The organism is Sphingomonas sp., assembly GCF_042091075.1.
Classification (GTDB): domain Bacteria; phylum Pseudomonadota; class Alphaproteobacteria; order Sphingomonadales; family Sphingomonadaceae; genus Sphingomonas.
In genome coordinates this window covers 18863-44353 of sequence record NZ_JBELIE010000006.1, presented here as the reverse complement: position 1 = coordinate 44353, position 25491 = coordinate 18863, and the positions used below count along the sequence as shown (strand labels likewise).

Genomic DNA, 25491 nt, shown 5'->3' with positions numbered 1-25491 from the left:
CACCACATCCTGTTCCGCCTCGAATATGGTCGGTGCGCCGGGCGCATCAGCCATCGATATCTGCCACGGCTTGCCGGTCGCCTCGCGCAATGCCGCCGCCAGATCATTGAGCGTATCGGTCGATAGCGGCCGGTTGCCGCTGAACACGATCGCGCCGGGCTGATAGCTGACCAGGCTCGCGCCGCGCCGCAACCGTACCAAGAGGTCCAGCTTGCCGGATTGATCGAGCAGCGACAGCACGCCGGCGAACGCCGGTGGCATGCGATCGACCGGCTCAGGTGGCGGCACAGGGGCCGACGCAGTGGGCGACGCAGCGGGCGCGGCGGCGAGCGCCATCGGCGCGAGCGCGGCGCCCCCTTGTGCCAGCCGCCGTGCCAGATCGCCGGGATCGGGCAGCATCGAGGCGTGGATCGCGCGCAGGATCGCCATCTCGGCGGTCTCGATCGGCAGCGCGGCGCGCGCCACCTCTTCATGCCCCTTCAGGAACAATTGCCACAATCGGTGCAGCACCGGGAACGACAGTTTCTCCGCCCAGTCGCGGTAGGCGGCGCGCTCCTCCACTGGCTGGGCGGGATCGTCGGCGGCGCCGACCTTCACCTGCGTCACGCCATGGATCGCTTCCAACAGCGCACGGATCACTCCAAGCGGATCGACGCCCAGATCATATTGCCGTCGCAATGCCGCCAGCGCGCCGGGCGCATCACCCGTCAGCACCAGCGCCAGCAGATCGCGCACCGCGTTGCGATCCGACAGGCCCAGCATGTCGCGCACCGCCTCGGCGCGGACACCGCCGCCCGACATATCGGCATGCGCGATCGCCTGGTCGAGGATCGACAGACCGTCACGCGCGGAACCTTCCGCCGCGCGCGCGATCAGCGCCAGCGCTTCCGGTTCCGCCTGCGCGCCCTCCGCCTCGACGACGCGCGCGAAATGATCAGCCAGCGCATCGGCGGGAATGCGCCGCAGATCGAACCGCTGGCAGCGCGACAGCACCGTCACCGGCACCTTGTTTACCTCCGTGGTGGCGAACAGGAATTTCACGTGCGCGGGGGGCTCTTCCAACGTCTTGAGCAGGCCGTTGAAGGCGGCCTTCGACAGCATATGGACTTCGTCGATGATGTAGATCTTGTATCGCGCGGAAACCGCCGCATAGCGCGACGCCTCGATGATCTCGCGAATGTCGTCGATGCCGGTATGGCTCGCCGCGTCCATCTCGATCACGTCGATGTGCCGCCCCTCGGCGATCGCCCGACATGGCTCACAGACCCCGCAAGGATCGATGGTCGGATGGCCCTGCCCATCCGGACCGACACAGTTCAGCGCCTTGGCGATCAGCCGCGCCGTGCTGGTCTTGCCGACCCCACGCACCCCGGTGAGGAGAAAGGCATGCGCGATCCGGTCGCGCTTGATCGCATTGCCGAGCGTCTGCACCATCGCGGCCTGCCCGATCAGTGCGGCGAACGTCTGCGGACGATATTTGCGCGCCAGTACGCGATAGGGCTGCTGCCCGGCCGGCTGCGCGGGCGTACCGAGATCAAGGGAGTCGGACATCGCCAGCGATATAGGCACGCGCGCCGGAATTGTCGAAGGGCGCCTCGGCGCGGTGGGAGCCGGAACGACCCGCGGCGAAATCGTTGTGGCTGCTTCCGTCAGGACCTGACCAGGTTGGCGACGACCACGTCCGCCCGACTCCCGCAGGCCATATGGCGGAGCCGGACGGACGGATCAAGTCGTCAGATCAGGTCGCTACCGCCTCTACCTGACGCGGCGGCACACCTCTACGCGGCCATAAGGGCCCGGACGCCAGCGACAGACCGTCCGATAGCGCGGGCCGCGCAGATAGCGGCGCCCGTCCCAATAGCCGCCACGATAATAGCCACGCGGCGGCGCATACCATCGCCCGCCATATTGATATCGGCCCTCGTGCCAGCCGCGTCCATCATGCCACCGCTGTGCGGACGCCGGCGCGGCCGCGAAGGTGCTGGCCGCCAATACGCCGGCGATGCTCAAAGCCATTAGTTTCATGTGCATCTACTCCTGCTCCATGTTCCCGCTGACCATCACCATAAGCTGCATGGCTGCATGCTTCCTGAACCTTATGGTAAGCCGACGGTCAGCTTGTCCCATTCCGGCAGGAGGCGGATCTGGCAGGACAATCGGCTGGTGCGTCGCGCACCGGGAACGAGGTCTAGCATGTCCTCCTCTTCCTCGCTGGCGGGGGGCAGCCGCGCGAAGTCCGCCGGATCAACCACGACATGACAGGTCGCGCACGCCAGATCGCCGCCGCACGTCCCCTCCAGCGGCAGGCCGGCGCGCTGCGCGACGTCGAGCAGCCGCTCACCCGCCCGCGCCGATTCTTCCCGCACGTCATCGGCCGCGAGAAACACCACCCTCATGCCGCCACCCGCTGCGCCGCGGCGGCCGCCGTGATCCGATCGAGCGCGATGGCCAGATCGTCCGCGCTGGTATAGCGACCGAAACCAAGCCGGATGGTCGACCGTGCCGCCGCATCGGACAGGCCGATCGCGCGCAGCACATGGCTTGGGCGGCCAGAGCCGCTGGCGCAGGCGGAACCGGCCGAAAAGGCTACGTCGCGCAAGTCGCTGATCATGCGGGCCACGTCGATCCCGTCGCGACGGATGTTCAGATTGCCAAGATATCGCCGCTCCACCGAGCCGTTGATCGTCCAGCCCTCCAGTCGGGCGAGCGCCAGTCGCCACAATCGCTCGACGTGCGCGGCATCGTCCCGCGCGCGCGCGCGCATCAGTTGCGCCGCCACGCCGAAGCCAGCGCACAGGGCGGGCGACAAGGTGCCCGAGCGCCCGTCCTCCTGATCGCCGCCATGCAGCAGCGGCGCCGGCCGCACACCATCGCGCAACCATAGCGCCCCGACGCCCTTCGGCCCGTGCACCTTGTGCGCGGACAGCGCGACCATATCGACGGAATCGGGGATTGCGACCCGCCCATAGCCCTGCACCGCATCGCACAGCAGCAGGGCGCCCGACCGATGCGCCAGCCGCGCCAGCTCGTCGACCGGCTGCACCACCCCGATCTCGTTATTGACCAGCATCGCGACCACCAGCGATACGCCGGGGACGATCGCCCGCTCCGCCGCTGCCAGATCGACCAGCCCGTCCGCACCGACCGGCAGGACGATGCCGCCGCCCCGCGCCGCGACGCTGTCGAGTACCACCGCATGCTCGGTCGCGATCGTCACCACCGGCCCGGGCGGGGCGCCCTTGATCGCCCAGTTGAGCGCTTCGGTAGCACCGCCGGTGAAAGCGACCCGCCCGCCCGCCGGCAGAAGGGCGGCGACCTGCTCACGCGCGACCTCCACCGCCGCCTTCGCGGCGCGCCCCGCGCGGTGCGGCGAATGCGGATTGGCGAACTGATCGCGCAACCATGGCACCATCGCGTCGAACGCCTCGGGCGCGAGCGGGGTCGTCGCCTGATAGTCGAGGTAGATCATGCCGCGAAGCGCCGTCCGTTACGCGCCATCGCACGCCAGGCGGCGATGAACCGCTCGACATGGTCGCGCGTGGTGGTGCGCCCGAAACTGACGCGGATCACCTCGCGGGAGGCGGCCTCGGTCCACCCCATCGCACGCAGCACGTGGCTCGGCTTCAGGCTGCCGCTCGCGCAGGCGCTGCCGGCCGACACCGCGATCCGTTCCATGTCGAAGCGGATCAATTGGGCGGCCGCCGCCACACCCGGCATCCGGTACGAGGCGATCGCCGGATGCCGCTCGGCCCCGTCCGCAACCACCTCGCCGCCCGACCGGCGGATCGCATCGTCGAGCATCGCGCGCAGCGCCTGATGGTCCGGCTCCGGCTCCGCCAGCGCGGCGGCATAGCCCAATGCACCGGGCAAATTCTCCGTACCCGGGCGATAGCCGCGCTCCTGTCCGCCGCTGGGATGAAGCGTCGCCAGGTCACGCACCAGCAGCGCGCCGATCCCCGCCGGTCCGCCCCGCTTGTGCGCCGACAGTGCGATGGCGTCGGCATCGGCGGCGAGGCGGTCGCTTGCCGGCATCTGGGCGGCATCGACCAGCAACAGCCCGCCCCGGTCATGAACCGCGGCCGCGATCGCGGCGATCGGCTGGATCACCCCGGTCTCGCTGTTGCACCATTGCACCGCCACGACCGCGTCGGAGACGTCGGGGATCGCGGCGGGGTCGACACGACCGAGCGAGTCGACCGGCAGTACGAACGCCTCGCCCGCTGCCCGCAGTGCCGCGTCATGCTCGACGGCAGCGACGAACCGGCGCGCCCGCGTGCAGCGTCCGATCCCGATCGCGAGTGCCTCGCTGGCGCCGCTGGTGAACAATGTTTCATGCGTCCAGCCATAAGCGAGCGACACCGCCGCGCGCGCCTCCTCCAATGCGGCGCGCGCGGCACGCCCGGCGGCATGCGGCGACGAGGGGTTCGCCCATCGTGCCATGCCGCTTACCACCGCCGCCTGCGCCGCGCCGGTCATCGGGGTGGTCGCGGCATGGTCGAGATACAATGGTTCGGACAAGAAACGTTCCCTTCTGGCGCGCGGCCCCTATATAGCGCCCTTTCCGCGCGGCCCAACGCCCGCCCAAAGAACAGAGTGACCATGCCCGACGTCATCTTTCCCGGACCCGAAGGTCGCATCGAAGGGCGCTTCGCCCCGGCGCCGAAGCCGCGCGCGCCCGTCGCAATGATCCTGCACCCGCATCCCAGCGCGGGCGGCACGATGAACAACCGGATCGTCCAGGAACTCTACAAGACCTTTCAGCGGCGCGGCTTCGCCACGTTGCGTTTCAACTTTCGTGGCGTCGGCAAGAGCCAGGGCACGTTCGATAACGGCATCGGCGAACTGTCCGATGCGGCGTCCGCGCTCGACTGGGTGCAGAGCTTCCATGTGGAAGCGCAATCGACGTGGATCGCGGGCTTCGGCTTCGGCGCGTGGATCGGCATGCAGTTGCTGATGCGCCGCCCGGAGATTCGCGGCTTCATCTCGATCGCGCCCCCGGCGAACATGTTCGACTTCAGCTTCCTCGCCCCCTGCCCTTCATCGGGGATCATCATCCAGGGCGCCGAAGACGAGGTGGCGACCCCGCTCGCGACGCAGAAGCTGGTCGACAAGCTGCGGACGCAGAAGCACATCACGATCCATCATGACGTCATCCCGCGCGCGAACCATTTCTTTGAGCATGAGATGGACGACCTGATGCGCTCGGTCGACAATTACCTCGATATGCGCCTGGACCCGAACTCACCGATCAAATGAGCGGGTCGGCGGTGCCGCTGGTGGCCTAAGCGACATGATCGGGCGAGTTACATTGTCCAGATCAGCACGTTTCCCACCAGTACGGCCGCCATCACCAGCAACAGCGCGCCCTTCATCCGGTCGCGCCCGCTTGCGATCATCCAGCCCCCGCCGATCAGACAGGCGATCGCGCCCAGCATCGCGATCGCCGGCGCGGCGGCAGCGATACCGCCCATCGCCGCCGTCACGATGCGACCGCGCGCGCATAGGCGCTCACGTCGACGTTCCCACCCGACAGGATGACGAACATCCCCGGCTCGGGCGTCACCTTGCCCGCCAGCAGCGCCGCCAGCCCGACCGCGCCGCCGGGCTCAACCACCAGCCGCAATTTCTCCGCCGCCCAACGTTGCGCGTCGCGCACCTCCGCCTCGCTGACCGCGACCCCCGTGGCGTCGCGGCGCGATAGCACGTCAAAGGTGAGCGGTGACACCAGCGGCGTCTGCAGCGAGTCGCAGGCGGTGGGCGGTGGATTGGGGGCGACCGGCTCGATCCAACTGGCCTCCAGGCTCCGCCGCATATCGTCCCAGCCTTCGGGTTCCACCACGGTGATCCGCGCTTCCTTCAATGCCAATGCGGTTCCCGCCGCCAGCCCGCCCCCGCCGCACGGCACCACCGCATGCACCGGCTCACCGAGCCCCAGCGCGATCATCTGCCTGGCCGCTTCCAGCGCAGCCGTCCCCTGCCCTTCGATGATCCAGGGATCGTCGAAGCTCGGCACCAGCGTCGCGCCTCGCGCTTCCGCAAGGCGCGCGGCGATCTGCTCCCGGCTCTCGCTCGCGCGATCATAGTCGACCACCTCCGCGCCCATCGCGAGCGTCGCCTCGCGCTTCGCGCGCGGGGCATCGCGCGGCATGACGATCGTCGCGCCGATGCCCAGCCGGCGGGCGGCCCAGGCAACGCCCTGCGCATGATTGCCCGACGAGAAGGCGACCACGCCCCGGCGCGCCGCCTCTTCGCTCAGCGCGGTCAGTCGATGCCACGCGCCGCGGATCTTGAACGCACCGATCGGTTGCAGCGATTCGGCTTTGAACGCGACATCCACGCCCTTGATTGAACGGACAAACATGGGCGTCGGCGGGAGGATCGCGGCGACTTTCGCGGCCGCATCGCGGACCCCGGCGCGAGTCGGCTGTCGTAAAATCGTCACAAAAGCACCTTTCGTCGCTCGACCCACTTTACAAGCGGGTCAGCCGATCCTAATTCGCGCCTCCGCTGCCCCATGGGACTTCCAACCGCAAGGCAGCTTTTTGTCACCGTATGCCGCAAGGCAATTGGAGGTCCCTTGAATTGCACCAGCATCATCGCGCGCTGGGGCTAGCTGCCCCCTCGACCGCTCCGTCCACCGTTGCCGGAGCCATCGACATTGCCGCCCGTCGGCCGGTTCAGCCGGTGACGATCGTTCGTCCGCATGCCGCGGCACGCGCCGCCCGATTCTTCGCCACGAAGTTTCCGGGTCGGGCGATGTACGCGGTGAAGGCGAACCCGTCGCCTGACCTGATCCGCATCCTCTACGACAATGGCGTGACGACGTTTGACGTCGCGTCGATCGCCGAGGTGCGCCTGGTCGCGAACACCGTGCCCGACGCCACCTTGTGCTTCATGCACCCGGTCAAGGCCGAGGAATCGATCGCCGAGGCGTATTTCGTCCATGGCGTGCGGACCTTCTCGCTGGACAGCATGGAAGAGCTGTCGAAGATCGTCCGTGCGACCCGCGGCGCTGCGGACCTGACGCTGTGCGTCCGGCTGCGCGTGTCGTCGGAGCATGCGAAGCTGTCGCTCGGCTCCAAGTTCGGCGTCGCGCCGGACGAGGCGAAGGAGTTGCTGATCGCGACTCGCCAGGTCGCCGACGCCCTCGGCATCTGCTTCCACGTCGGTTCGCAGGCAATGACGCCGGACGCCTATGCAGAGGCGATGGAGCGTGTGCGCCAGGCGATCGTCGGGGCGGCGGTAACGGTTGACGTCGTCGACGTCGGCGGTGGCTTCCCGTCGGTCTATCCCGGCATGACCCCGCCGCCGCTGGAGCGTTATTTCGAGACGATCCACCGCGCGTTCGAGAGCCTGCCGGTCAGCTATTCGGCGGAACTGTGGGCGGAGCCGGGTCGCGCGCTGTGCGCGGAGTACAGCTCGGTGCTGGTGCGCGTCGAGCGCCGCCGGGGCGAGGAACTGTATATCAACGACGGTGCCTATGGCGCGTTGTTCGATGCCGCGCACATTGGCTGGAAGTATCCGGTCGCGCTGCTGCGGGAGCCGGAGTCGACGGTGCGCGAGCATCCGTTCAGCTTCTGGGGCCCGACCTGCGACGACCTTGACCATATGCCGGGGCCGTTTCCGCTGCCGGCGGACGTCGGGACGGGCGACTATATCGAGATCGGGATGCTCGGCGCGTATGGCGCGGCGATGCGCACCGCCTTCAACGGCTTCACGTCGGAAGAGACGGTGATTGCCAGCGACGAGCCGATGGAATCGATGTACCTGACGGTGAAGCCGCTGCGCACGCGCAACGTCGTCAAGCTGTAATAGAACGACTTCACTGATTCGGCGGCGATGCGGATGATCCGCGTCGCCGCCGTGCGGGTTTTCGCGTCCCCCTGAACGACGTGTGTTACCCTGTGGGAGCAACCCATGACCGACACCCTCACCAAGACCGCGGCCGCCAATGCGCCGATCAACGACACGCGCAAGGCGGAACTGCTGTCGAAGACGGTGAAGCACATCGACATCAAGAGCTTCGATGCGCGCCCGATCGTCGATGCGATGGCCGACATGAGCTTCACCAGTCGTGACCTGGGTCGCGCGACGAAAATCTATAACGATATGCTGGCCGATCGGGATTGCACCGTCTGCCTCGTCATCGCCGGATCGACCTCCGCCGGGGGTTGCATGGACCTGTATGCCGAACTGGTCCGCAACAATATGGTCGACGTGATCGTCGCCACCGGCGCCACGATCGTCGACATGGATTTCTTCGAGGGGCTGGGCCACAAACATTATCAGGCCCAGGAAATCCCCAGCGATGACGTGCTGCGCTCGCTGTACATCGACCGCATCTACGACACCTATATCGACGAGGAGCAGCTGCAGGACTGCGACTTCACGATCAACAAGATCGCCGAGTCGCTGGAGCCCAAGGCCTATTCGTCGCGCGCCTTCATCCGCGAGATGGGCAAGTATCTTGCCGAGCATGGCAAGAAGGACAACAGCCTCGTCAAGCTCGCCTACGAACATGACGTGCCGATCTTCTGCCCGGCGTTCGTCGATTCGTCCGCCGGCTTCGGCCTCGTCAAGCATCAGGTCGACGCCGCCAAGGAAGGCCGCCCGTACATGATGATCGACGCGATCGCGGATTTCCGCGAATTGACCCAGATCAAGATCGAGGCTGGCACCACCGGCCTGCTGATGATCGGCGGCGGCGTGCCGAAGAACTTCATCCAGGACACGGTCGTGTGTGCCGAGATCCTCGGCCATGAGGATGTCGAGGTGCACAAATATGCGGTGCAGATCACCGTCGCCGACGTGCGCGACGGCGCCTGCTCGTCCTCGACGTTGCAGGAAGCGGCCAGCTGGGGCAAGGTAAACACCGGGATCGAGCAGATGGTCTTTGCGGAAGCCGGCTCGGTGATGCCGCTGCTGGCATCCGACGCCTATCACCGCGGCTTCTGGAAGGATCGCCCGGTACGCAAATGGGCGTCGATCTTCGCGGATTGATGGCGCCGTCACGCGGAATATGAAACAACCTCCCCCACATCGTCTGGGGGAGGTTTTTCGTGCCTGTTTCGATCTTGCAGCCGGTCGTGGTCCTGATCGCCTGGACCCTCGTCATGCTGGTGTGGATGCTGGCGACACGCCTGCCGGCGATGCGCGCGTCGGGCGTCGACCTGCGCAATCTGGTGGGGACGAAAGCGAGTGATGCCGATCGCGCGCTGCCCCCGAATGTTCAGTGGAAAGCGCATAACTACAATCACCTGCTGGAACAGCCGACGCTGTTCTATGCGATCTGCGGCGTCATCGCATTGTCCGGTACGGGCGATGGCCCCGCGACGTGGCTGGCATGGGCCTATGTCGCGCTGCGGATCGCGCACAGCCTGGTGCAGGCGACCGTCAATCGGGTACAGCCGCGCTTCATGCTGTTCCTCGCCTCCACGCTCATGCTCGCCGCGCTGACGCTCCACGCCGCGTTGACGGTGTTCTGATGGCGAAGGGGGATAGCTTCGAACGCCATCGCCAGCCGTGGACGGCGGACGAAATCCAGAAGCTGCATACCTTGGCGAAGAAGGGCATGGCGCTGAAGGCGATCGCCAAGGCGCTGAAGCGAAGCGAGGAATCGACCAAGGATCGCGCCAAGGCGGACGGCCTGTCGATCGCGAAGCTGCGCTAGGCTGATCTGCCGGGGTCCGGCGGGATCAGCCGAACAGATGCGCGATGCTCTGCTCCAGCATCAGGAACTGCCATAGCGTGCGGCCATGCTCCGCTCGCCCGGCGCGATGCGCATCCGTCAGCCGCGCCAGCTGGTCAAGGTCGAACCAGCCGGTCTCAGCCAGGACGCGAGAGCGCGGCAGCGCCGCCGCCCGCGCCGCCAGCGAGGTGCGAAACCATGCACTGACCGGGGTGACGAAGCCCATTTTGGGCCGATGAAGGATCTCATCGGGCAAATGCTGCGCCATTGCCCGTTTCATCAGCCACTTCCCCTGCCCGCCGCGCAGCCGTAGCGCTGGCGGCAGTGTCGCGCAGAATTCCACCAATCGATGATCGAGGAGTGGCTCGCGCACCTCCAGCGATACCGCCATGCTGGTCCGGTCGGTCTTGGTCAGGATATCGCCGGGCAGCCAGATCGTCATATCGGCATATTGCGCGCGATCGAGCGCGTGCCGCGCCGGCGCCGCGCGCATCGCGGCGATATACCGATCCTCCGCACGATGGCCTTGCAGTGCCGCCGTCGCCTCGGCCGAGAATAACGATGCCCGCACCTCGGGCGAGGTTACCCCGACCGAACGCGCATAGGCCTCTTCCCCGCCCGTCGCGAGGGCCAGCAGCGTCGTGCGCGCCCGCAGCGGACGCGGCGCCCAATCGGCTTTCGGCCATGCCCGCCCCAGCGCTCCGAACACGGGCGCGCGCCACGTCGCGGGGATCATCGCGCGCACACGTTCCTCCGCCGCCTGAAAACGATAGCGGCGATAGCCCGCCATCATCTCATCGGCACCGTCACCCGACAGCGCCACCGTCACCGACTCGCGTGCCAGGGCGGCGACCTGCAAACCCGACAGCGCCGAAGCGTCGGCGAAGGGTTCGTCGAACGCGGCGGTCAGCGCGGGGATCAAGGCCATGTCGCCCGCCGCGACGACGCGCTCATGGTGCGCGGTCGCGAAGCGTTGCGCGACCGATCGGGCATGGTCCCGCTCGTCGTGATCGGTTTCCTCGAAGCCGATAGTGCAGGTCGTCACCGCCGCGCGGCTCGCCTCGGCCATCAGCGCGACGACGGTCGAACTGTCGACACCGCCAGACAGGAACGCCCCCGTCGGCACGTCCGCCACCATGCGCGAGCGAACCCCTTCGCGCAGATGCGCCAACAGCGCCTCCTGCAGATCGCCGCTCCGCCCCCGCGCCCGCTCGGCGAAGCTCAATTGCCACCAGCGGCGGGGCGCCGCGACCGGCTTGCCGCGCTCGACAAGCAGAAAATGCCCGGCAGGCAGCTTGCGGACCCCCGCCAGCAGGCAGGCGTCGTCGGGCACATAACCGAAGGCGAGATAATCCTCGACCGCGCGCAGATCGGGGGTGCGACGCACCAGCGGATGCGCCATCAATCCCTTCAATTCCGACGCAAAGGCCAGCGCGCCATCCGCCAGTTCGGCATAATGAAGCGGTTTCACGCCCAGCCGGTCACGCGCCATGAACAGGCTCTGCGTCGCGGCATCGTGGATCGCGAAGGCGAACATGCCGACCAGCCGATCGAGCAGCGCCGGCCCCCACAGCGCATAGCCTTCGAGCAGCACCTCGGTATCGCCCTGGGTATGCATCGGCCGTCCGGCGGCGATCAGCTCGGCACGCAGCTCGCGATAATTGTAGATCTCGCCGTTGAAGACGATCGCATAGCGCGCGTCAGCGCTCGCCATCGGCTGCGGCGATCCGGCAAGGTCGATGATCGCCAGCCGACGATGCGCCAGTCCGACGCCCGGCGCGGTCCAGCTGCCAGCACCATCGGGGCCGCGATGCGCCATCGCATCGGCCATCGCACGCACGCGCGCCGGATCGACCGGCTTTGGTGTGGCGGGGTAGAACAGCCCCGCGATCGCACACATCTCAATAGGCCGGCGCGACGATCCGGTCGACCGCGCGATCGACTGGGCCGAGCGCTCGCCGGAATCGCCGGATCGCGCCGATCGCATCGCCATCCGGCCGCACCAGCGCCGACAGATGCAGCGCAGTCGCGGTCTGGTCGCCCCCGCCCAGCCGGTCTTTCATCGTCGCGAACTTCACTATCCTGTCGTCTCCGGTCACGGTCTCGCCGACGCGATACCATGTCACGACGATCCGCTCCACGGTGCTGCCGCCCGGCGCGGCGCTGACGATGCGGATCGCACGGCCACCATCGATCGCGGGCAGGTCCGCGACGCGGATCCAGCGATCCCCCTGGCGCAGTGCGCCGGTGCCGAAGGCGGCGAGCTTGCGTCCCTCGCCTTGCCCGGCATAGCTGGCGAGCGCCATGTCGACCGCCTCGCCAGTGCCGTCGGCATACCGACCGGCGAGGTGATGATCCGCACCCGGATGCCACGGCCCCCAGGCGCCCGCGCCCCGTATCACCGCCACGCGGCGCCAGCCGGGCACGTCAGGCAACGCGATCGAATGCGGCATCGCGCGAGCGCGTTGGGCGACCGCCGCACTCCACGCCGGTGCGACCGCCGCGATCGCCAGCGCCAGCGCTGTCGCGATGGCGGGTTGCAGCCGCCAGCGCACCCGCTGGCGGAGCGTCGCCGGATCGAAGGGGGGATCATCGGGCGAGCGATCGAACCAGCGCCATGCCGCCGCCATCAGCCCCGCCATCACCAGCGCGAAGAAGATCCAGCCATAGACGATATGATCGAACCCGGTGGCCGCCTGCACCGAGGTAAGATGCGCGGCATAGATCGTACCGAACGCACGGACCCCATTGGCGAGGACAGGCACGATCACGCAGGCGACCAGGAAGATCGCACGACGCCGCCAACGTCGGAAGCACACATGCGCGACCAGCACGCCATAAGCGATCATCGCGATCACGAATTTCGCGCCCGAACACGCCTCCGCCACCTCGAAATAATAGCGGCCCGCGTGGATCAGCACGCCATCCACGCTGGCGGCGACCCCGACGAGACGGAGCAGCGGCATCACGATGGCGACGGTAATATCCTGCAACGGTGGTTCGAACTCCGCGCCGAACGGCACCATGAAAAAGGCATAGCCAAGCGGAAACGCCAATCCACGCGCGACCATCGGCCCGAGTGTCGCCACGACGATCCCCTCGGCCATGATGACCAGCGCTAGCTGGCGCACGAGCGCCACCCCGGCGGCGTCGCCGATCAGCCACATCCCCGCACCCGCCGCGACGATCGCCAGCGCCGGCGCCCAGCCCACCGGATCGAGCCTCGCCAGTGCGCCGCGCCGGTTCCAGATCAGCCACGCCACGACCGGCGGGATGAACAGGCAATGGCCGTAGGTGGTGCTGGTCCACCAGATGCCCAGCAACGCCCGCACGTCGGCGCGGAAGAGCCACAGCAACAGGGCGACGCCAATCACGAGCGCGGCGATATGCCGAGGCCAGCGGCTGGCACGCCAACCCATGGAGAGCGCCTGTGACGTCATGCCGCCGCCAGCCCCAGCATCGCGTCCAGCGGCGCGAGACGTTGTTGCCAATCGTAACGGGCCAGCACCTGCCGTCGGGCCGCCGCGCCCAATCGCTCCGCCCGCGCCCGATCGTTCAGCAGCACGTTGATCGTCGCCGCCAGCGTGGCGGGGGTATCGGCGATCGCGATCGCGCCGGCGTGATCGATCCCCTCCGCCGCCGCTGGCGTCGCCACCACCGGGCGTGCCATCGCCATCGCCTCCAGCACCTTGTTCTGCACCCCGCGCGCGATCGTCAGCGGGGCGACGACGACCGCGGCGCGCGATAGCCATGAGCGGACATCAGGGACTTCGCCGGTGACGATGACCCGTTCGCTTGCCAGCGCGCGTACCGTGCCGGTCGGCGCGCGGCCGACGATCGCGAAACGCGCACATGGGATCTGCGGCAGGACGTCGCGCTCGAACATCGCGACCGCCTCCACATTGGGGCGATAATCCATCTGCCCGGTGAAGACGATCAGCGGCGCTTCCCCACCGGCCTCGTTGCGATCCGATCGACCGGCGATACTCTCTTCGGGTGTGAAATATGCGGCGTCGATGCCATTCTCCAGCACTGTCGCGCCGGGCAGCAACGCGGCCTCCTCCGCGCTGACCGCCAGCGCATGATCGACCTGCGCGATGATCCGGCGCTCATAGGCCGCCATCAAGCGCGCCTCCCTCGCCAACAGCCAGCGTCGGGCACCGCGATCCGCGGCGGCATAGGCCGCGAACTTGGCGGAATCGGCGTCGACGAAATCCATCACGCGGATGACGCCACCGGGCAAATAGGGTGCCATCTGACCAGAGAAAGCGTAACAGGCACCGATGGGGTAAAGTGCCATTGCCCGCTCCACCGCGTCCCGCATCATATGGTCGGCAAAAGCGGTCAGCGATGCCGGCTGCCCGGTCAGCAACGCCTCGGTCAACGCTCGCGCACGGCTCTTGCGCCGCTCGATGATCGTGCAGCTGGCCAGCCCGCGCAAAAATGCCGGCGGGGGTCGAACGTCGCGCCGGTCATCCGCAAAGGCGATCAGATGCACGCGCGCGCGGCGCTGCAGATGACGCAGCACGTGATAGCTGCGGATGCGATCGCCACGGTCGGGGGCATAAGCGACCCGATGCGCCAGAAATAGAATGTCCACCTCAGCCCAGGCCCCGGCTGATCCACGGCCCCAGCAGGGTCGCCACCGGCACGGGCAGACGCTGCCAGGCACGCACCATCAGGGCGTAGCGCGGATCGAGCGGATTGACCTCGCGGCGCGGTGCCTGCCCTTCCGAAGCGTCGCCATAGGCATAGCGCAGCGGCTTACCCTCGAACCCCCAATTGCCTTTGAAGGCGGCGGCGCCCGTCCCCGCCTTGGATCGGCCGAAGTCGAAACGGGTGCATCCACGAGCGCGCGCGTGCGCCATCAACGCGACATACATCCGGTCATTCGCCCGCATCGTGCGCGCCTGTTGGGTGCCCCCACCCCAATAAGGATAGACGGTGCCTTGATAGTAGAGGCTCAGGACGCTCGCGATCGGTCGGCCATCGTGATGCACGGTCAGCACGTCGGCATCCATCATGGCCAGCGCCGCCCGCATCAGCGCGCGGGGAAACACCGGGGTGCCCAGATTGCGAACCGATTCGGCATAGACGCGATAATGCGCATCAGCGGCGGCCTGGTCCCGTCCGACCGTCACGCTGAGCGCCGCCTCCAGTGACTTGCGGACATCGGCGCGCTGTTTGCGCGGGATCGCGAGCAACTGGGCGTCGTCGTCCGGCGCGAGGTCGCGAGCGAAGCCCAGATAGCTTTGGTCATCGACCGCCCAGCCCATCGGTATCGCCCCGCCGCGCAATTCCACCCCGGTGATGCCACGCCGTTTCGCCAGCGCCAGCGCCGCACTACCCAACGCGGGCACCGCTTCCTCTTCCCCCAGGATGCCGCCGCCGACCGCAAAACCAGCCGACACCAGCGCCGCACCGAACAGCGGCGATCGCACCTCGGTCAGCGGCAGCACCGCCGCGACATCTGTGCCACGCTGCGCGATCAGCCAGTGGGTGCGCTGGCCACAGCCTCGCTCGATCGCATCGGCCCAGCCGGGCTGATGAAAGGGCGTGGCGTCGGGATGCGCCGCGACGAAGGCGGCAATCCGCGCGCGGTCCGCATCGTCCGCACACCGGACGATCAGTCCGCCGGTCACGTGCCGCTGCGCCTCAGCGCGACAGGCGGGCGACCACCGCGTCGGTGCGTCCCCAGCGATGGCGCGTCAGCAAATCCGACAGCTTGTCCGCCATTCCCTCGATGCCGCTATAGTGGCGCAACCGGGAGCGCAGCGGCGCATGGTTGACACGCGGCTGACCGGGATCGACCTCCCAAGGATGGAAATAGAAGACGCCCGGCTGATCCAGACGATTGGCCTGCCGCACCGCCATATGGGTGAGGCGCGCGGGCAGCAGCCGGAAAAAGCCGCCGCCGGTGGCGATCCGCCGTCCCGCCCATTGCCCGACCGTTACCGGCAGTTCGATCAGCGGCGCATCGCCACACGGACGCCACGCGAAACGCGGTGCCTCGCGCCAGCCGTAATGATCATGTGCCACGGGGGCGACGCTCGACGAATAGGCATAGCCCTGTTCGGCGAGGATCGGATGCGCCCAGGGCGTGCGCGCGTCGATGGAAAAGCTCGGCGCGCGATATCCGCTGACCGCCACACCCGCGGCATCCTCCAGCGCGGCGCGCGCCTGCGCCAGATCGGCGCGAAAGGCGTGCGGTGTCATCGTGAAGACGCGGCGATGATCCCAGCCATGGCTGGCGATCTCATGCCCGCCTGCCACGATGCGACGGATCAGCGCGCCCTGTCGGGCCGCGACCCAGCCGAGCGTGAAGAAGGTCGCGCGCACGCCGGCGGCGGCGAACAGATCCAGCACCCGCCCGGTATTATCGGCGACACGCGATTCGAGCCGGTCCCAGTCGGCACGGTCGATCGTGCGTTCGAAGGCGCCGACCTGAAACCATTCCTCGATATCGACCGACATCGCGTTGACGATGCCGGTGGCCCCGGCGGCGAATTCGCGAACGGCAGGCTGGTACATCACGCGGCGCCCTTCACCGTCTCCGACCGCGAAGCATCGTTCTCCACCCAGTCGACCATCAGCTTGAGCACGCGGCGCAGCGCGGCATCCTGTTCCTCGACCCGCGCCTCCAGCTGCGCGACCCTCTCGATCAGTCGTGCGTCGAACGGCGGCGGCGCCTCGTTCTCGTCCGCGCGCGGCGGCGCGGGCGGGACGATCGCCATCCGTGGAACCGCGCGATCGTGGCGCTGCGGCGCGGCGTTGGCGTTGCCCGGCAGCTCACGTTCGTGATCGGCGACGATCGCGCGGATCAGCGCCGCGTCGATCCGCTCCTCACCCGCGATCGAAGCATGCAGCAGCACCCGTGACATCAGCTGGTTCAACCGGCGCGGCACGCCTTCGCTCGCACGGTGCAGCGCGGCGAAACTGTCGGGCGCGAAATCAGGTCGTCCCTGCCACCCGGCGACTCCCAGGCGATGGGTCACATAAGCGCTCACCTCGCTGGCACCCATCGGATCGAGGTGATGCACCGCGATCACGCGCTGGCGCAGCTGCTCCAGCCGATCCGAGCCGGTCAGCCGGTCGCGGAATTCCGGCTGTCCCAGCAGGAAGATCTGCAGCATCGCATGCCCGCCCGCCTGGAAGTTGGACAGCATCCGCAATTCTTCCAGCGCAGAATGCGGCAGTGCCTGCGCCTCGTCGACGATCAGCAGCGTTCGCCGTCCCCCGCGTGCTACCGCGTGCAGCCCGCGCTCGATCAGCAGCAGCAACTCCGCCTTGCTCTTCCCCGCCGCCTCGACATCCAGCCCGGTCGCCACGATCCGCAGCAGATCCTCATGCTCCACCGCGGTCGAGACGATCGTGATGACATTCAGGCTGGCGGGATCGATCTGCTGCGTCAGATGGCCCATCAGCGTGGTCTTGCCCGTGCCGATGTCGCCGGTAATGACGATGAAGCCCTCGCGCTGCGCCAGCCCATAGCCGAGATACGCCATCGCCTTCTTGTGCGTGGCGGTATCAAACCAGAAGCGCGGATCAGGCGTCAGCTGAAACGGGCGATCGCGCAATCCGAAGAACGACTCGTACATTTCGATCCCCATCAGAACGTATAGCGCGCGCCGACCAGCGCCTGGGCCGACCATTGCGAGTCGAAACCTTGCTGATCAAAGCCATAGACGCCGATCGACGCCAATGTCCCCAGCCGGCCGAACTGGTGCGAATAAGTGCCGTTGGCGCCATAGCCCCAGACGTCGCCAGGCGTCGTCGCGGTGACGCCGTTGCCCAGCCCCGCCAGCCCACTGGCATACCAATTGGCGAAGATGCTGGCATCAACCGCAGAGACCCGCGTCAGATTGCGGCTCCAGAACGCCTGCGCATAGGCACTCTCGTCCTCGATCCCGATTACCGAGATGCCCGGAATATTGCGCGGTGCGTAGAGGCGGCGGTTCGCATAGCCCATGCCGAAGCCGAAGCGGTTGCGCCCGCGCGCGGCGCTGATGACGCCATCGACACCGCGCGCACGATAGCTGGCGGTCGCGATCGACTGGAACACATCGTTCAGACAGCCGCCCGCCCCGCCGCCGGTCGCACCGTCCTGTCCGGGCCGCGCGCCAAAGACGCAGCCGGCGAATTGCTGACCGAACGGATCGGGGCGTGTCTCGAACGCGGTCGGCAGCGTCGACAGGCCGTCGCGCAGCTGCCGGCCGAACGTCTCGATGCCGTCATAGACGACCACGTTGAGCGCCACGTCGCGCGACATGGCGTAGCTCAGGGAGCCGAAATAGGTCTCACTGCCATAACGCCAGCCGGCGTTCGCCTGCAGCTCCAGCCGCGGGCTCGGTCGCCAGATCACCCCGGCGTCATAGATCAGCCCATCGGTCTGATAGGCGATGCGCACGGGCGATCCGGTGTCGGTGACGAACCGGCCGTTGCCGTCACGCACGACATTGCCGGCGGCGTCGAGCAGCGGATCGCGCTGCCCCACCTCGATTTTCTCATAGCCGACGCCGGCCCGCACCGCGACGGTGCGCGATAACGGCATCACCACGTCACCACGCCCGAACCAGCCATCATAACGCTGATCGAGCTGCCCGGCGTCCTCGCGTTCCCATGCCCCGCTCAGCGTAACACCGAATGGCGCGACGCGACCGACCGGCACGCCGACCGAGGCGGTCACCAGATGGCTGCGCGAATCGTCATAATAATCGAGTGGCGGCTGCCCCGGCAGCACCGAGGGGACGTCCGGCACCTCCACCTTGGTATAGCCGAAGCGATAGGCGGCGGTAACGTCCAGCACCCCGGCGCGGGTCGCCACCGATGGCCCGGCGTACAGCGCATATACCTGCGCGACATTGGCGACATTGCCGACCAGATTGCCGGGCGCATCGCCGCGGATGTCGCTTCGCGAACGGGTCGCCAGCGCCCCGGCGTCGAACGACAGCGCCGGCGTCAATTGCACCCGCGCCAATGCCAACCCGCTGTGCACCGACTGATCGACCACCGGGTCCTGCCAGTCGATCCGCCGTTCGTAGCGGTAGCTGACCTGCGCCTGCGCGCGCCGCGAGCTGACCCCCGCCTCCACGCCCACGGCCGCCTGCGTATAGGTCAGCACGTCGCCGTCGTTGCTGAGATCCGCCGCGGCGGCCTGGCTCAGCTCGATATAGGGCTGCACATAGCGTGATGGCTCCGCCGCCGCCGGTATGGCGAGCGATGCGGCCAGCAGGATCGTCGCCACGCGCGTCATTCGCCGCCCCCGTAATAGCTGCCGAACCGCCCGCGCCTGGGCTCGTAAGAGACGGCGTTGAGAACGAGGTGAATCTGTTCGCACCCGTCGAGCAACTGCACCGCTTCCTGCACATCGCTCTCGGTGGTGCGATCGGCACGCACCACCAGCATCACCTGCCCGACCAGCAGCGCCAGCACGCTGGCGGGTGAGGCGGCCAGCGCCGGCGGCGTATCGAAGACGATGATGCGCGACGGATCGGCGGTCAGCAGCGCCTCCAGAACCTGCGCGGTCCGCGCAGAGGCGAGCAGCTCGGTATCCGCATGGCTGTGCTTGCCCGCGGGCAGCAGCGACAGCTGCGGCACGTCGGTGGCGATCACGCAGCTTTCCGGATCAAGGCCCGGATCGGCCAGGATATCGAGCAGGCCCGGCGAATCCTCGGGCGTATGCGTCAGCCCCAGCGTGGCCATGATGCTGGGCTTGGCGAAGTCGGCATCGACCAGCAACACCTCGACATCGCGTTCGGCGGCGAGGCTGATCGCGAGATTGATCGCGCAGAACGTCTTGCCCTCGCCCGGCTTGCCCGAACCGACCAGGATCGTGCGCGCGCGAACCTCCGCCGCATCCGAATCTTGCGCCTGCGGCAGCGCGCGCGCGGTGAGGAGCAACTGGCGTTTCACCAGGCGGAATTCCTCCGCGAGCGCACCGATCGGCGCGCCGGGGACGAGCATGCCCTTTTCCGCGAGCATCACCCGATCGATCAGCGCGATGCCCGGCGGCGGGGGTGTCCAGTCGTCGTGCGCGTCGAAATCATCCTCGCCACCGCGGGCGAGGAATTCTGCCGGGATCGCCGCGAATGTGGGCATCACCTCCGGTGCGGGCTTGGCCGGCGCCATATCCGCCAGCGCCACGTCCGCCAGCGCCACGTCTGCCGGCGCCACGTCCGCCGGCATATGTACCGGTTCGGGCCGGAGCCGGTCTTCCGTGGCGGCCGCTACCGTGATCTCCGGAGCGACGGCGATCGTTTCCGGCTCTGCCCAGGCGACCGGCATCACCGGCGCAGGCGGCGGTGGTGGTGGCGGTGGTGGTGGCGGGACAGCCCCCGCGCGGGGAGCCCCCCCACCGCGAAACGCCGCCTCGAAATCATAGGCGCGCGCGGCCCGCTCGATCAGCGATTCGGTCGGGCGGGTCATGCCGCCAATCCCCTTTGCAGCATCTCCAGCCCCAGCAACGCGACATAGGCGACCGCCAGCCCACCGACCCCGCCGGCGAACCATTTCAGCCGCTGCCGCCGCCGCTCTTCCTGATGGCGGGTCATCATCTCGCCGATCGAGCCGATCACCGCGATCCCGGTCGCCTTCTCCAGCCGCTGCGCGGTCGGGAACGTCGCCTGCACCTGCCCCATCGCGAATGCGGCACCAACGCCCGCCGCCAGCCCCGCGATCAGCACGCCGGTCAACAGCAACGGTCGGTTCGGCGCGGTCGGTGTGCGCGGCACGGTCGGCGGGTCGATGACGCTGAACTTGACCGAATCGGTCTGCGTCTGCGCGTTGCTGCGCAGCTTCACCTGTTCGCGCTGGGCGAGCAGCTGGTCATACTGCGCCTTGAGCACATCATAGTTGCGGTCGATCTCACCCTGTTCGGCGGCGACGGCGGGATCCTCGCTCAGCTTGGCGTTCAGCAGGTCGAGATCGGCCTGCAACTGCCGCTTGCGCATCTGCAGCGCGGCGACGGTCGCCTGTTTGTCGGCCAGCATCGCCTGCAGCGAAAGATAGGCGGGGTTGGGCACCGATCCGTCGGCCCCAGCACCGACGGGTTCACCACGCGCGGCGGCCTGCGCCGAGGCCAGCTGGCGCTTCAGCGCGACGACATCGGGGTGATTATCGGTGAAGCCGCGACCCCGTGCATCCGCCAATTGCCCCTGCAACGCCGCCAGCCGCGCGCGCGCCGGGCCGACGCCGGGGGCGATCCCACCACCCCCCGCCACGGAACGCGGCGTCCCCGCCATCTGGCCGGATACCGCGGCAAGGCTGGATTGCGCCGCCGCCAGATCGCCGTCGACCTGGCTCATCTGCGCGCGCGCGGCGCCGATCCGGTCCCCCACCGTGCCGGTGCCGGGCAGCGCCCCCAGATAACGGTTCTGGAAATCCGCGCGCTTGCCCTCGGCATCCTGCAATTTGCGGCCCAGTTCCTGCAATTGGCCGTCGAGGAAACTCAACGTCTGCGTGTTCTGGGTGCGATCGTCGGACAGGTTGGTCTCGACGAAAATGTCGATCAGCTTCTGCGTGATCGCGGCGGCCAGCCGGGGCGTCGCGGCGGTGGTGGTAATCTCGAACAGATTGTCCTGCTGCGCGACGATCTTGATCGCGTTCTGCAACCCGGCGACGCGATCGGCGACATCGCGGTCGCTCGCCACCGTCTGCGCCAGATCGGTGCCGCGCACCACCTTCTCCAGGTTCACCGCGCTGGTCAGCGTCTGCCGTACCGTGTCGACGTCGCGCGCGCTGTCATTGGCGGCGTTGGGGTCGCTGCCGGTCGGCAGCACGGTACGCATCTGCACGAAGACACGTGCGCGCGAATCATAGCGGCTCGGCATCTGGCTGACGACCAGCCAGCCGAGCAGGCACACGCCCCACGCCACGCCCAGGCCCAGCCAGCGCCGCGCCCAGATCGTGTGCAGCGCGATTCGCACCTCTTCCCACAAGCCGCCCATCGTTCAGAACATGCTTTCCGGGATGATGATGACGTCGCCGGGCTCCAGACGGACATTCGCGGCAGGATCGCCGTCCTTGAGCAGGCGATTGATGCGCAGAGCATATTCGCGCTGCTTGCCGGTCTGCCGATCATAGCGGACCAGCCGCGCCTTGTTGCCCGCGGCATATTCGCCCAGCCCGCCGACCGCGATCATCGCATCGAGCAGCGTCATATTGGCGCGATAGGGCAGACTGGCGGGCTTCTGCGTCGCGCCGACGATCCGCACCTGCTGACTATAGGTGCCGCTGAACCCCTCGACGATCACCGAGACGATCGGATCCTTGATATAGTCGCTCAGCGCCAGCTTCATGTCGGTGGCCAGCATCGCGGGGGTCTTGCCCACCGCGGGCATGTCCGCGATCAGCGGCGTGGTGATGCGGCCGTCGGGGCGGACCTGCACCTTCGCCGACAGTTCGGGATTGCGCCACACGAAGATGCTGAGCTGATCGAGCGGGCCGATGACATATTCCTCGCCCGGCTGCTCCTTGGTGGCGACGAAGGTCGCGGGCGGCAGTTCGGGACGGCCGCCGGCCCCAGCGCAGCCGGTCAGCGTCACCGACGCCGCCAGCATGGCGAGCCCGCCCTTCGATACCGTTCCGATACGCATGCCAACCTCCCTTGCGCGCCCGACGGGGTCATCCGCGCGGCCACGATCACATTTCGCTATGCACAGGAGAGGTGAAGATAGCGTTTAGTGTGTGTGTAGCAGTAGCTCGTTGGGCGCAGAGTGTCCCAAAAAGGCGCTGGGGCTGGCGGTCAGGCCATAGGCACCGGCGATGAACACCGCGATGATCCCGCCCTCCTCCACCTCGGGCAGGAGCACGTGATCCCCCAGCCGGTCGAGCGGGGTACACAGGCAGCCGACCACCGACACTTCCTCCGTTCCCGGCTCCCCCATCCGTGTGGCCGCCGCGATCGGATAGTTGCGACGGACGACCGTGCCGAAATTGCCGCTTGCCGCCAGTTGATGATGCAACCCGCCATCGGTGACGAGGAAGGTGTCACCCCGGCTCTGTTTCCGGTCCACCACGCGCGTCAGATAAACGCCGGCCTCCCCCACCAGCCAGCGGCCCAGCTCGATCGCAAAGCGGCTGTCGGACAGCACCGCCGCGCGTCTGTCCAGCGCGGTCGCCAGGGCGTCGCCAATCAGCTCGATATCGAGCGGTCGATCGCCCGCGAAATGCGGGATTCCGAAACCACCGCCAAGGTTGACGAGCGGCGGTGCCATTCCGGCCTCCTCCGCCAGCCGGGCCGCCAGCGCGAGCGTCGCCGCCTGCGTCTCGATCAATGCACCGGCATCCAGCGCCTGGCTCCCCGCGAAGATATGAAAGCCCCGCCAGTCCCCGCCACCCGCGACGATCGCGCGCACCAGCGCGGGTACGCGCTCGGCATCGACCCCGAACGGTGACGCCCTGCCGCCCATCTTCATCCCCGAACCGCGCAGCTCGAGATCAGGATTGACGCGCACCGCAAGCCGGGGGGTGACGCCATGGCGTTCCGCGATCGCCAGTGCGCGGCGCGCCTCGCCCTCCGATTCGACGTTCAATGTCGCTCCCGCGCGGATCGCGGCATCCAGCTCGTGGTCGCGCTTTCCGGGGCCCGCGAAGCTGATCGCGGCGGCCGGTTTCGCCGACAGCGCCTTGTCCAGCTCCCCCGCGGACGCGACATCCAGTCCATCGACGAGCGCAGCCATCGCCGCCACGACCGGAGGATAAGGATTGGCCTTGACCGCGAAATGCAGATCGAGTGCTGGCGGCATCGCCGCGCGAAACCGCGCCACCCGCGCCGCCATGATCGCGGCGTCATAGACAAACAGCGGCGAGCCATAAGCAGCGAGCAGATCGTCGGCGCGCTGACCGGCGATCGTCAGCATGCCGCGCTGTCCGGCAAATTCGGGCGGCAGGGGGCCGGTCGGTTTCATTCCTGTTGTTCCTTCGCCGCCCGCGCGATCGCGGCCCGGTCCAGCTTGCCATTGGCGTTGCGTGGCAGTTCGTCGCGCCACTCGATCCGCACAGGCTGCATATAGGTCGGCAGATCACGCTTCAGTCGTGCGCGCAATGCTGCCTCGGCGGCGGCCGCGCCGCGTGCGATGACGACAATCGCCTGGCCCAGTCGTGCGTCGGGCACACCGATCGCGACCGCTTCGCGCGCTTCATCGCCGGCGGTCACCACTTCCTCGATCTCCTGGGGACTGACGCGGTGGCCGGCGGTCTTGATCATTTCGTCGTCGCGTCCCACGAACCGCAACAGTCCGGAGGTGTCGGCGATGACCGTATCGCCGGACCAGACCGCAAGCCCGCCCTGGCGCGAAAAGCCGGGCGCCGGGCGAAAGCGCAGCGCGGTACGCTCCGCATCCCGCCAATAGCCTTTCGCCACCAGCGGCCCGGCATGCACCAGCTCTCCCGGTTCGCCCGGTCGAGCCGCATTTCCGTCCGCCGTCACCACCATCACCTCGGCGAACGGGATCGCGCGCCCGATGGAATCAGGATGGCGATCGACCAGATCGGGGTCGAGGTACGTCGAACGAAACGCTTCGGTCAGCCCGTACATCGGAAACAATCGCGCCGCCGGAAAGCGCGCTCGCAGCGCCCGCACCATCGCCGGGGTCAACGCACCGCCCGAATTGGTCAGGCGGCGCAATCTGGCGGCGACATCCTCGGGCCAGACGGCATCCAGCAATTGCGTCCACAAGGGCGGCACCCCCGCCAGCGAGGTGGCACCGACCCGCTCCACCGCCTTCACCACGTCACGCGCGGCAAGATAGTCGAGCGGCGCCACCGCGGCGCCCGCCAGCCATGTCGAGAAGAGCTGGTTCTGGCCGTAATCGAAGCCCAGCGGCAGCACCGCGAGCACGCGATCGTCGGGCGTTACCGACAGATAGTGCGCGACACTGACCGCGCCGAGCCAAAGATTGGCATGGCTGAGCATCACCCCCTTCGGTCGGCCCGTCGAGCCCGAGGTATAGAGGATCGCCGCAAGCGTTTGGGGATCGAGGGTACTCCGCGGCAAAGCATCACCCGCACCGTCAGCCGTCTCCTGCCGGCAGGTGGCGGGCAGATCGCCGGGTTCGAGCGTCCCCGCGCGGGCGGGCTGCGTCAGCAGCAGCGAGGCGTCGCTATCGGCAAGGATATGCGCCACCTGCGCGCGTTTCAGGACGGGATTGATCGGTACATGTATCAGGCCCGCACGCGCCGCCGCGAGCGGCATCAGGCAGGCGGCGCGCGTCTTCGGCAACCATGTCGCGACCCGAGCGCCCGGTGCGAACCGCATCGCCGCCAGCCATCCCGCCAGACGGGCGACCGCCAGCTCCATTGCGGCATAATCGAGCGCCCCCTGCCGCTCGATCAACGCAGGCGCGTCAGGCGCGCCGCGCAGCACGTGGTCGATCGGAAGCGGGACAGGGTCGAGCGGCACCATCGCCCTGCCATAGCGCCAAGCCGTTGCGGATTTCATCCCCCGGCCTTAACGCGATCGTCTTCGCCGCTTCGCCACTGCGGCATGAACGAGGGAGGGCGCGTGGATCCTGAGGCGATGAACAGGGTGGAGGACACCGTGCGCGGCGTGCTGCGTGATGTGCTGGCCTTGCCGGATGCGCAGGTCGATACCTTCGACGCCGACACGGCATTGTTCGGCGCGCTGCCGGAGCTTGATTCGATGGCGGTCGCGGGGGTGTTGACCGAACTCGAGGACCGGCTGGGCATCGTGATCGAAGACGACGAGGTCGATGGCGAGATGCTGGAGACATTCGGGGCGCTGACCCGCTTCGCCGCCGAGCGGGTGACCGCCTGACCCTTGCGGTCGAATATATCGACACTCC

25 protein-coding genes and 1 other RNA gene are annotated in these 25491 nt (G+C 67.9%); 6 read left to right on the top strand and 20 right to left on the bottom strand.

Going from position 1 to position 25491, the window contains the following annotated elements; translation table 11 throughout:
* The 6 genes from ACFDSW_RS01440 to ACFDSW_RS01415 all read right to left on the bottom strand — a co-directional run.
* On the bottom strand, positions 1 to 1551 hold a 1551-nt coding region (locus tag ACFDSW_RS01440), incomplete at its 3' end, for a DNA polymerase III subunit gamma/tau (protein ID WP_375248487.1).
* A 48-nt stretch (positions 1552 to 1599) separates the two neighbouring features.
* An RNA gene (gene ffs / locus ACFDSW_RS01435) (signal recognition particle sRNA small type) lies at positions 1600 to 1697 on the bottom strand.
* A gap of 58 nt (positions 1698 to 1755) precedes the next feature.
* Positions 1756 to 2025 carry a hypothetical protein gene (locus ACFDSW_RS01430; protein WP_375248486.1) on the bottom strand — a complete coding sequence of 90 codons (270 nt, stop codon included), beginning with the start codon at positions 2023 to 2025 and terminating at the stop codon, positions 1756 to 1758.
* 71 nt (positions 2026 to 2096) lie between these two features.
* Positions 2097 to 2396: a 2Fe-2S iron-sulfur cluster-binding protein gene (locus tag ACFDSW_RS01425; RefSeq protein ID WP_375248485.1), complete on the bottom strand. Its 300-nt coding sequence runs from the start codon at positions 2394 to 2396 to the stop codon at positions 2097 to 2099.
* Positions 2393 to 3469 carry a cysteine desulfurase family protein gene (locus ACFDSW_RS01420; RefSeq protein ID WP_375248484.1) on the bottom strand — a complete coding sequence of 359 codons (1077 nt, stop codon included), beginning with the start codon at positions 3467 to 3469 and terminating at the stop codon, positions 2393 to 2395. The genes ACFDSW_RS01425 and ACFDSW_RS01420 overlap by 4 nt, the downstream gene beginning before the upstream one ends.
* Entirely contained in the window at positions 3466 to 4518 is a 1053-nt protein-coding gene (locus ACFDSW_RS01415) for a cysteine desulfurase family protein (RefSeq protein ID WP_375248483.1), read from the bottom strand. The genes ACFDSW_RS01420 and ACFDSW_RS01415 overlap by 4 nt, the downstream gene beginning before the upstream one ends.
* Positions 4519 to 4599: 81 nt before the next feature.
* Between ACFDSW_RS01415 and ACFDSW_RS01410 the strand changes: the two genes are divergently transcribed.
* Positions 4600 to 5256, top strand: a complete 657-nt coding sequence (locus ACFDSW_RS01410; RefSeq protein WP_375248482.1) for an alpha/beta hydrolase — start codon at positions 4600 to 4602, stop codon at positions 5254 to 5256.
* 47 nt (positions 5257 to 5303) lie between these two features.
* On the opposite strand, the gene ACFDSW_RS01405 is transcribed toward ACFDSW_RS01410, so the two are convergent.
* Together ACFDSW_RS01405 and ACFDSW_RS01400 are read right to left on the bottom strand one after the other, a co-directional pair.
* Positions 5304 to 5471 (bottom strand): hypothetical protein, encoded by a 168-nt coding sequence (locus ACFDSW_RS01405; RefSeq protein WP_375248481.1) that lies wholly within the window; start codon positions 5469 to 5471, stop codon positions 5304 to 5306.
* 8 nt (positions 5472 to 5479) lie between these two features.
* Positions 5480 to 6361, bottom strand: coding sequence for a threonine/serine dehydratase (locus ACFDSW_RS01400; RefSeq protein WP_375248480.1), 882 nt, complete (start codon positions 6359 to 6361; stop codon positions 5480 to 5482).
* Positions 6362 to 6582: 221 nt separating this feature from the next.
* On the opposite strand from ACFDSW_RS01400, the gene ACFDSW_RS01395 reads away from it, so the two are divergent.
* The 4 genes from ACFDSW_RS01395 to ACFDSW_RS01380 all read left to right on the top strand — a co-directional run bounded on the left by ACFDSW_RS01395 (position 6583) and on the right by ACFDSW_RS01380 (position 9670).
* Complete coding sequence (locus ACFDSW_RS01395) at positions 6583 to 7812, top strand: alanine racemase (RefSeq protein ID WP_375248479.1); 1230 nt, start codon at positions 6583 to 6585, stop codon at positions 7810 to 7812.
* Between the two features lie 105 nt (positions 7813 to 7917).
* Complete coding sequence (locus ACFDSW_RS01390; RefSeq protein WP_375248478.1) at positions 7918 to 9000, top strand: deoxyhypusine synthase; 1083 nt, start codon at positions 7918 to 7920, stop codon at positions 8998 to 9000.
* Between the two features lie 59 nt (positions 9001 to 9059).
* Positions 9060 to 9485, top strand: coding sequence for an MAPEG family protein (locus ACFDSW_RS01385; RefSeq protein WP_375248477.1), 426 nt, complete (start codon positions 9060 to 9062; stop codon positions 9483 to 9485).
* Positions 9485 to 9670 carry a hypothetical protein gene (locus ACFDSW_RS01380; protein ID WP_375248476.1) on the top strand — a complete coding sequence of 62 codons (186 nt, stop codon included), beginning with the start codon at positions 9485 to 9487 and terminating at the stop codon, positions 9668 to 9670. The genes ACFDSW_RS01385 and ACFDSW_RS01380 overlap by 1 nt, the downstream gene beginning before the upstream one ends.
* 25 nt (positions 9671 to 9695) lie before the next feature.
* Here ACFDSW_RS01380 and ACFDSW_RS01375 read toward each other — a convergent pair whose 3' ends face one another.
* From ACFDSW_RS01375 to ACFDSW_RS01320, 12 genes are all read right to left on the bottom strand, one after another.
* Positions 9696 to 11588, bottom strand: a complete 1893-nt coding sequence (locus tag ACFDSW_RS01375) for an XrtA/PEP-CTERM system amidotransferase (RefSeq protein WP_375248475.1) — start codon at positions 11586 to 11588, stop codon at positions 9696 to 9698.
* A 1-nt stretch (position 11589) separates the two neighbouring features.
* The gene (gene xrtA / locus ACFDSW_RS01370) at positions 11590 to 13107 is read right to left on the bottom strand and encodes an exosortase A (RefSeq protein WP_375248474.1); all 1518 of its coding nucleotides are present in this window, start codon (positions 13105 to 13107) and stop codon (positions 11590 to 11592) included.
* A 17-nt stretch (positions 13108 to 13124) separates the two neighbouring features.
* Positions 13125 to 14288: a TIGR03087 family PEP-CTERM/XrtA system glycosyltransferase gene (locus tag ACFDSW_RS01365; RefSeq protein ID WP_375248473.1), complete on the bottom strand. Its 1164-nt coding sequence runs from the start codon at positions 14286 to 14288 to the stop codon at positions 13125 to 13127.
* Position 14289: 1 nt separating this feature from the next.
* Entirely contained in the window at positions 14290 to 15330 is a 1041-nt protein-coding gene (locus ACFDSW_RS01360) for a FemAB family XrtA/PEP-CTERM system-associated protein (RefSeq protein ID WP_375248472.1), read from the bottom strand.
* 13 nt (positions 15331 to 15343) lie between these two features.
* Positions 15344 to 16219: an XrtA system polysaccharide deacetylase gene (locus tag ACFDSW_RS01355; protein WP_375248471.1), complete on the bottom strand. Its 876-nt coding sequence runs from the start codon at positions 16217 to 16219 to the stop codon at positions 15344 to 15346.
* Positions 16219 to 17286: an ExeA family protein gene (locus ACFDSW_RS01350; protein WP_375248490.1), complete on the bottom strand. Its 1068-nt coding sequence runs from the start codon at positions 17284 to 17286 to the stop codon at positions 16219 to 16221. Before ACFDSW_RS01350 ends, ACFDSW_RS01355 begins: the two co-directional genes overlap by 1 nt.
* Before the next feature lie 11 nt (positions 17287 to 17297).
* A complete protein-coding gene (locus ACFDSW_RS01345) occupies positions 17298 to 18941 on the bottom strand; it encodes a hypothetical protein (protein WP_375248470.1) in 1644 nt (547 codons plus the stop codon).
* Positions 18938 to 20113, bottom strand: a complete 1176-nt coding sequence (locus tag ACFDSW_RS01340; RefSeq protein WP_375248469.1) for an AAA family ATPase — start codon at positions 20111 to 20113, stop codon at positions 18938 to 18940. The genes ACFDSW_RS01345 and ACFDSW_RS01340 overlap by 4 nt, the downstream gene beginning before the upstream one ends.
* Positions 20110 to 21633: an XrtA system polysaccharide chain length determinant gene (locus ACFDSW_RS01335; RefSeq protein ID WP_375248468.1), complete on the bottom strand. Its 1524-nt coding sequence runs from the start codon at positions 21631 to 21633 to the stop codon at positions 20110 to 20112. Before ACFDSW_RS01335 ends, ACFDSW_RS01340 begins: the two co-directional genes overlap by 4 nt.
* 3 nt (positions 21634 to 21636) lie before the next feature.
* Positions 21637 to 22281, bottom strand: coding sequence for an XrtA/PEP-CTERM system exopolysaccharide export protein (locus tag ACFDSW_RS01330; RefSeq protein WP_375248467.1), 645 nt, complete (start codon positions 22279 to 22281; stop codon positions 21637 to 21639).
* Between the two features lie 84 nt (positions 22282 to 22365).
* Positions 22366 to 23595: a pyridoxal-dependent decarboxylase, exosortase A system-associated gene (locus ACFDSW_RS01325; RefSeq protein ID WP_375248466.1), complete on the bottom strand. Its 1230-nt coding sequence runs from the start codon at positions 23593 to 23595 to the stop codon at positions 22366 to 22368.
* Positions 23592 to 25091, bottom strand: coding sequence for an AMP-binding protein (locus ACFDSW_RS01320; RefSeq protein ID WP_375248465.1), 1500 nt, complete (start codon positions 25089 to 25091; stop codon positions 23592 to 23594). The genes ACFDSW_RS01325 and ACFDSW_RS01320 overlap by 4 nt, the downstream gene beginning before the upstream one ends.
* Positions 25092 to 25205: 114 nt before the next feature.
* Between ACFDSW_RS01320 and ACFDSW_RS01315 the strand changes: the two genes are divergently transcribed.
* Entirely contained in the window at positions 25206 to 25463 is a 258-nt protein-coding gene (locus ACFDSW_RS01315) for an acyl carrier protein (protein ID WP_375248464.1), read from the top strand.
* Positions 25464 to 25491: the final 28 nt, after the last annotated feature.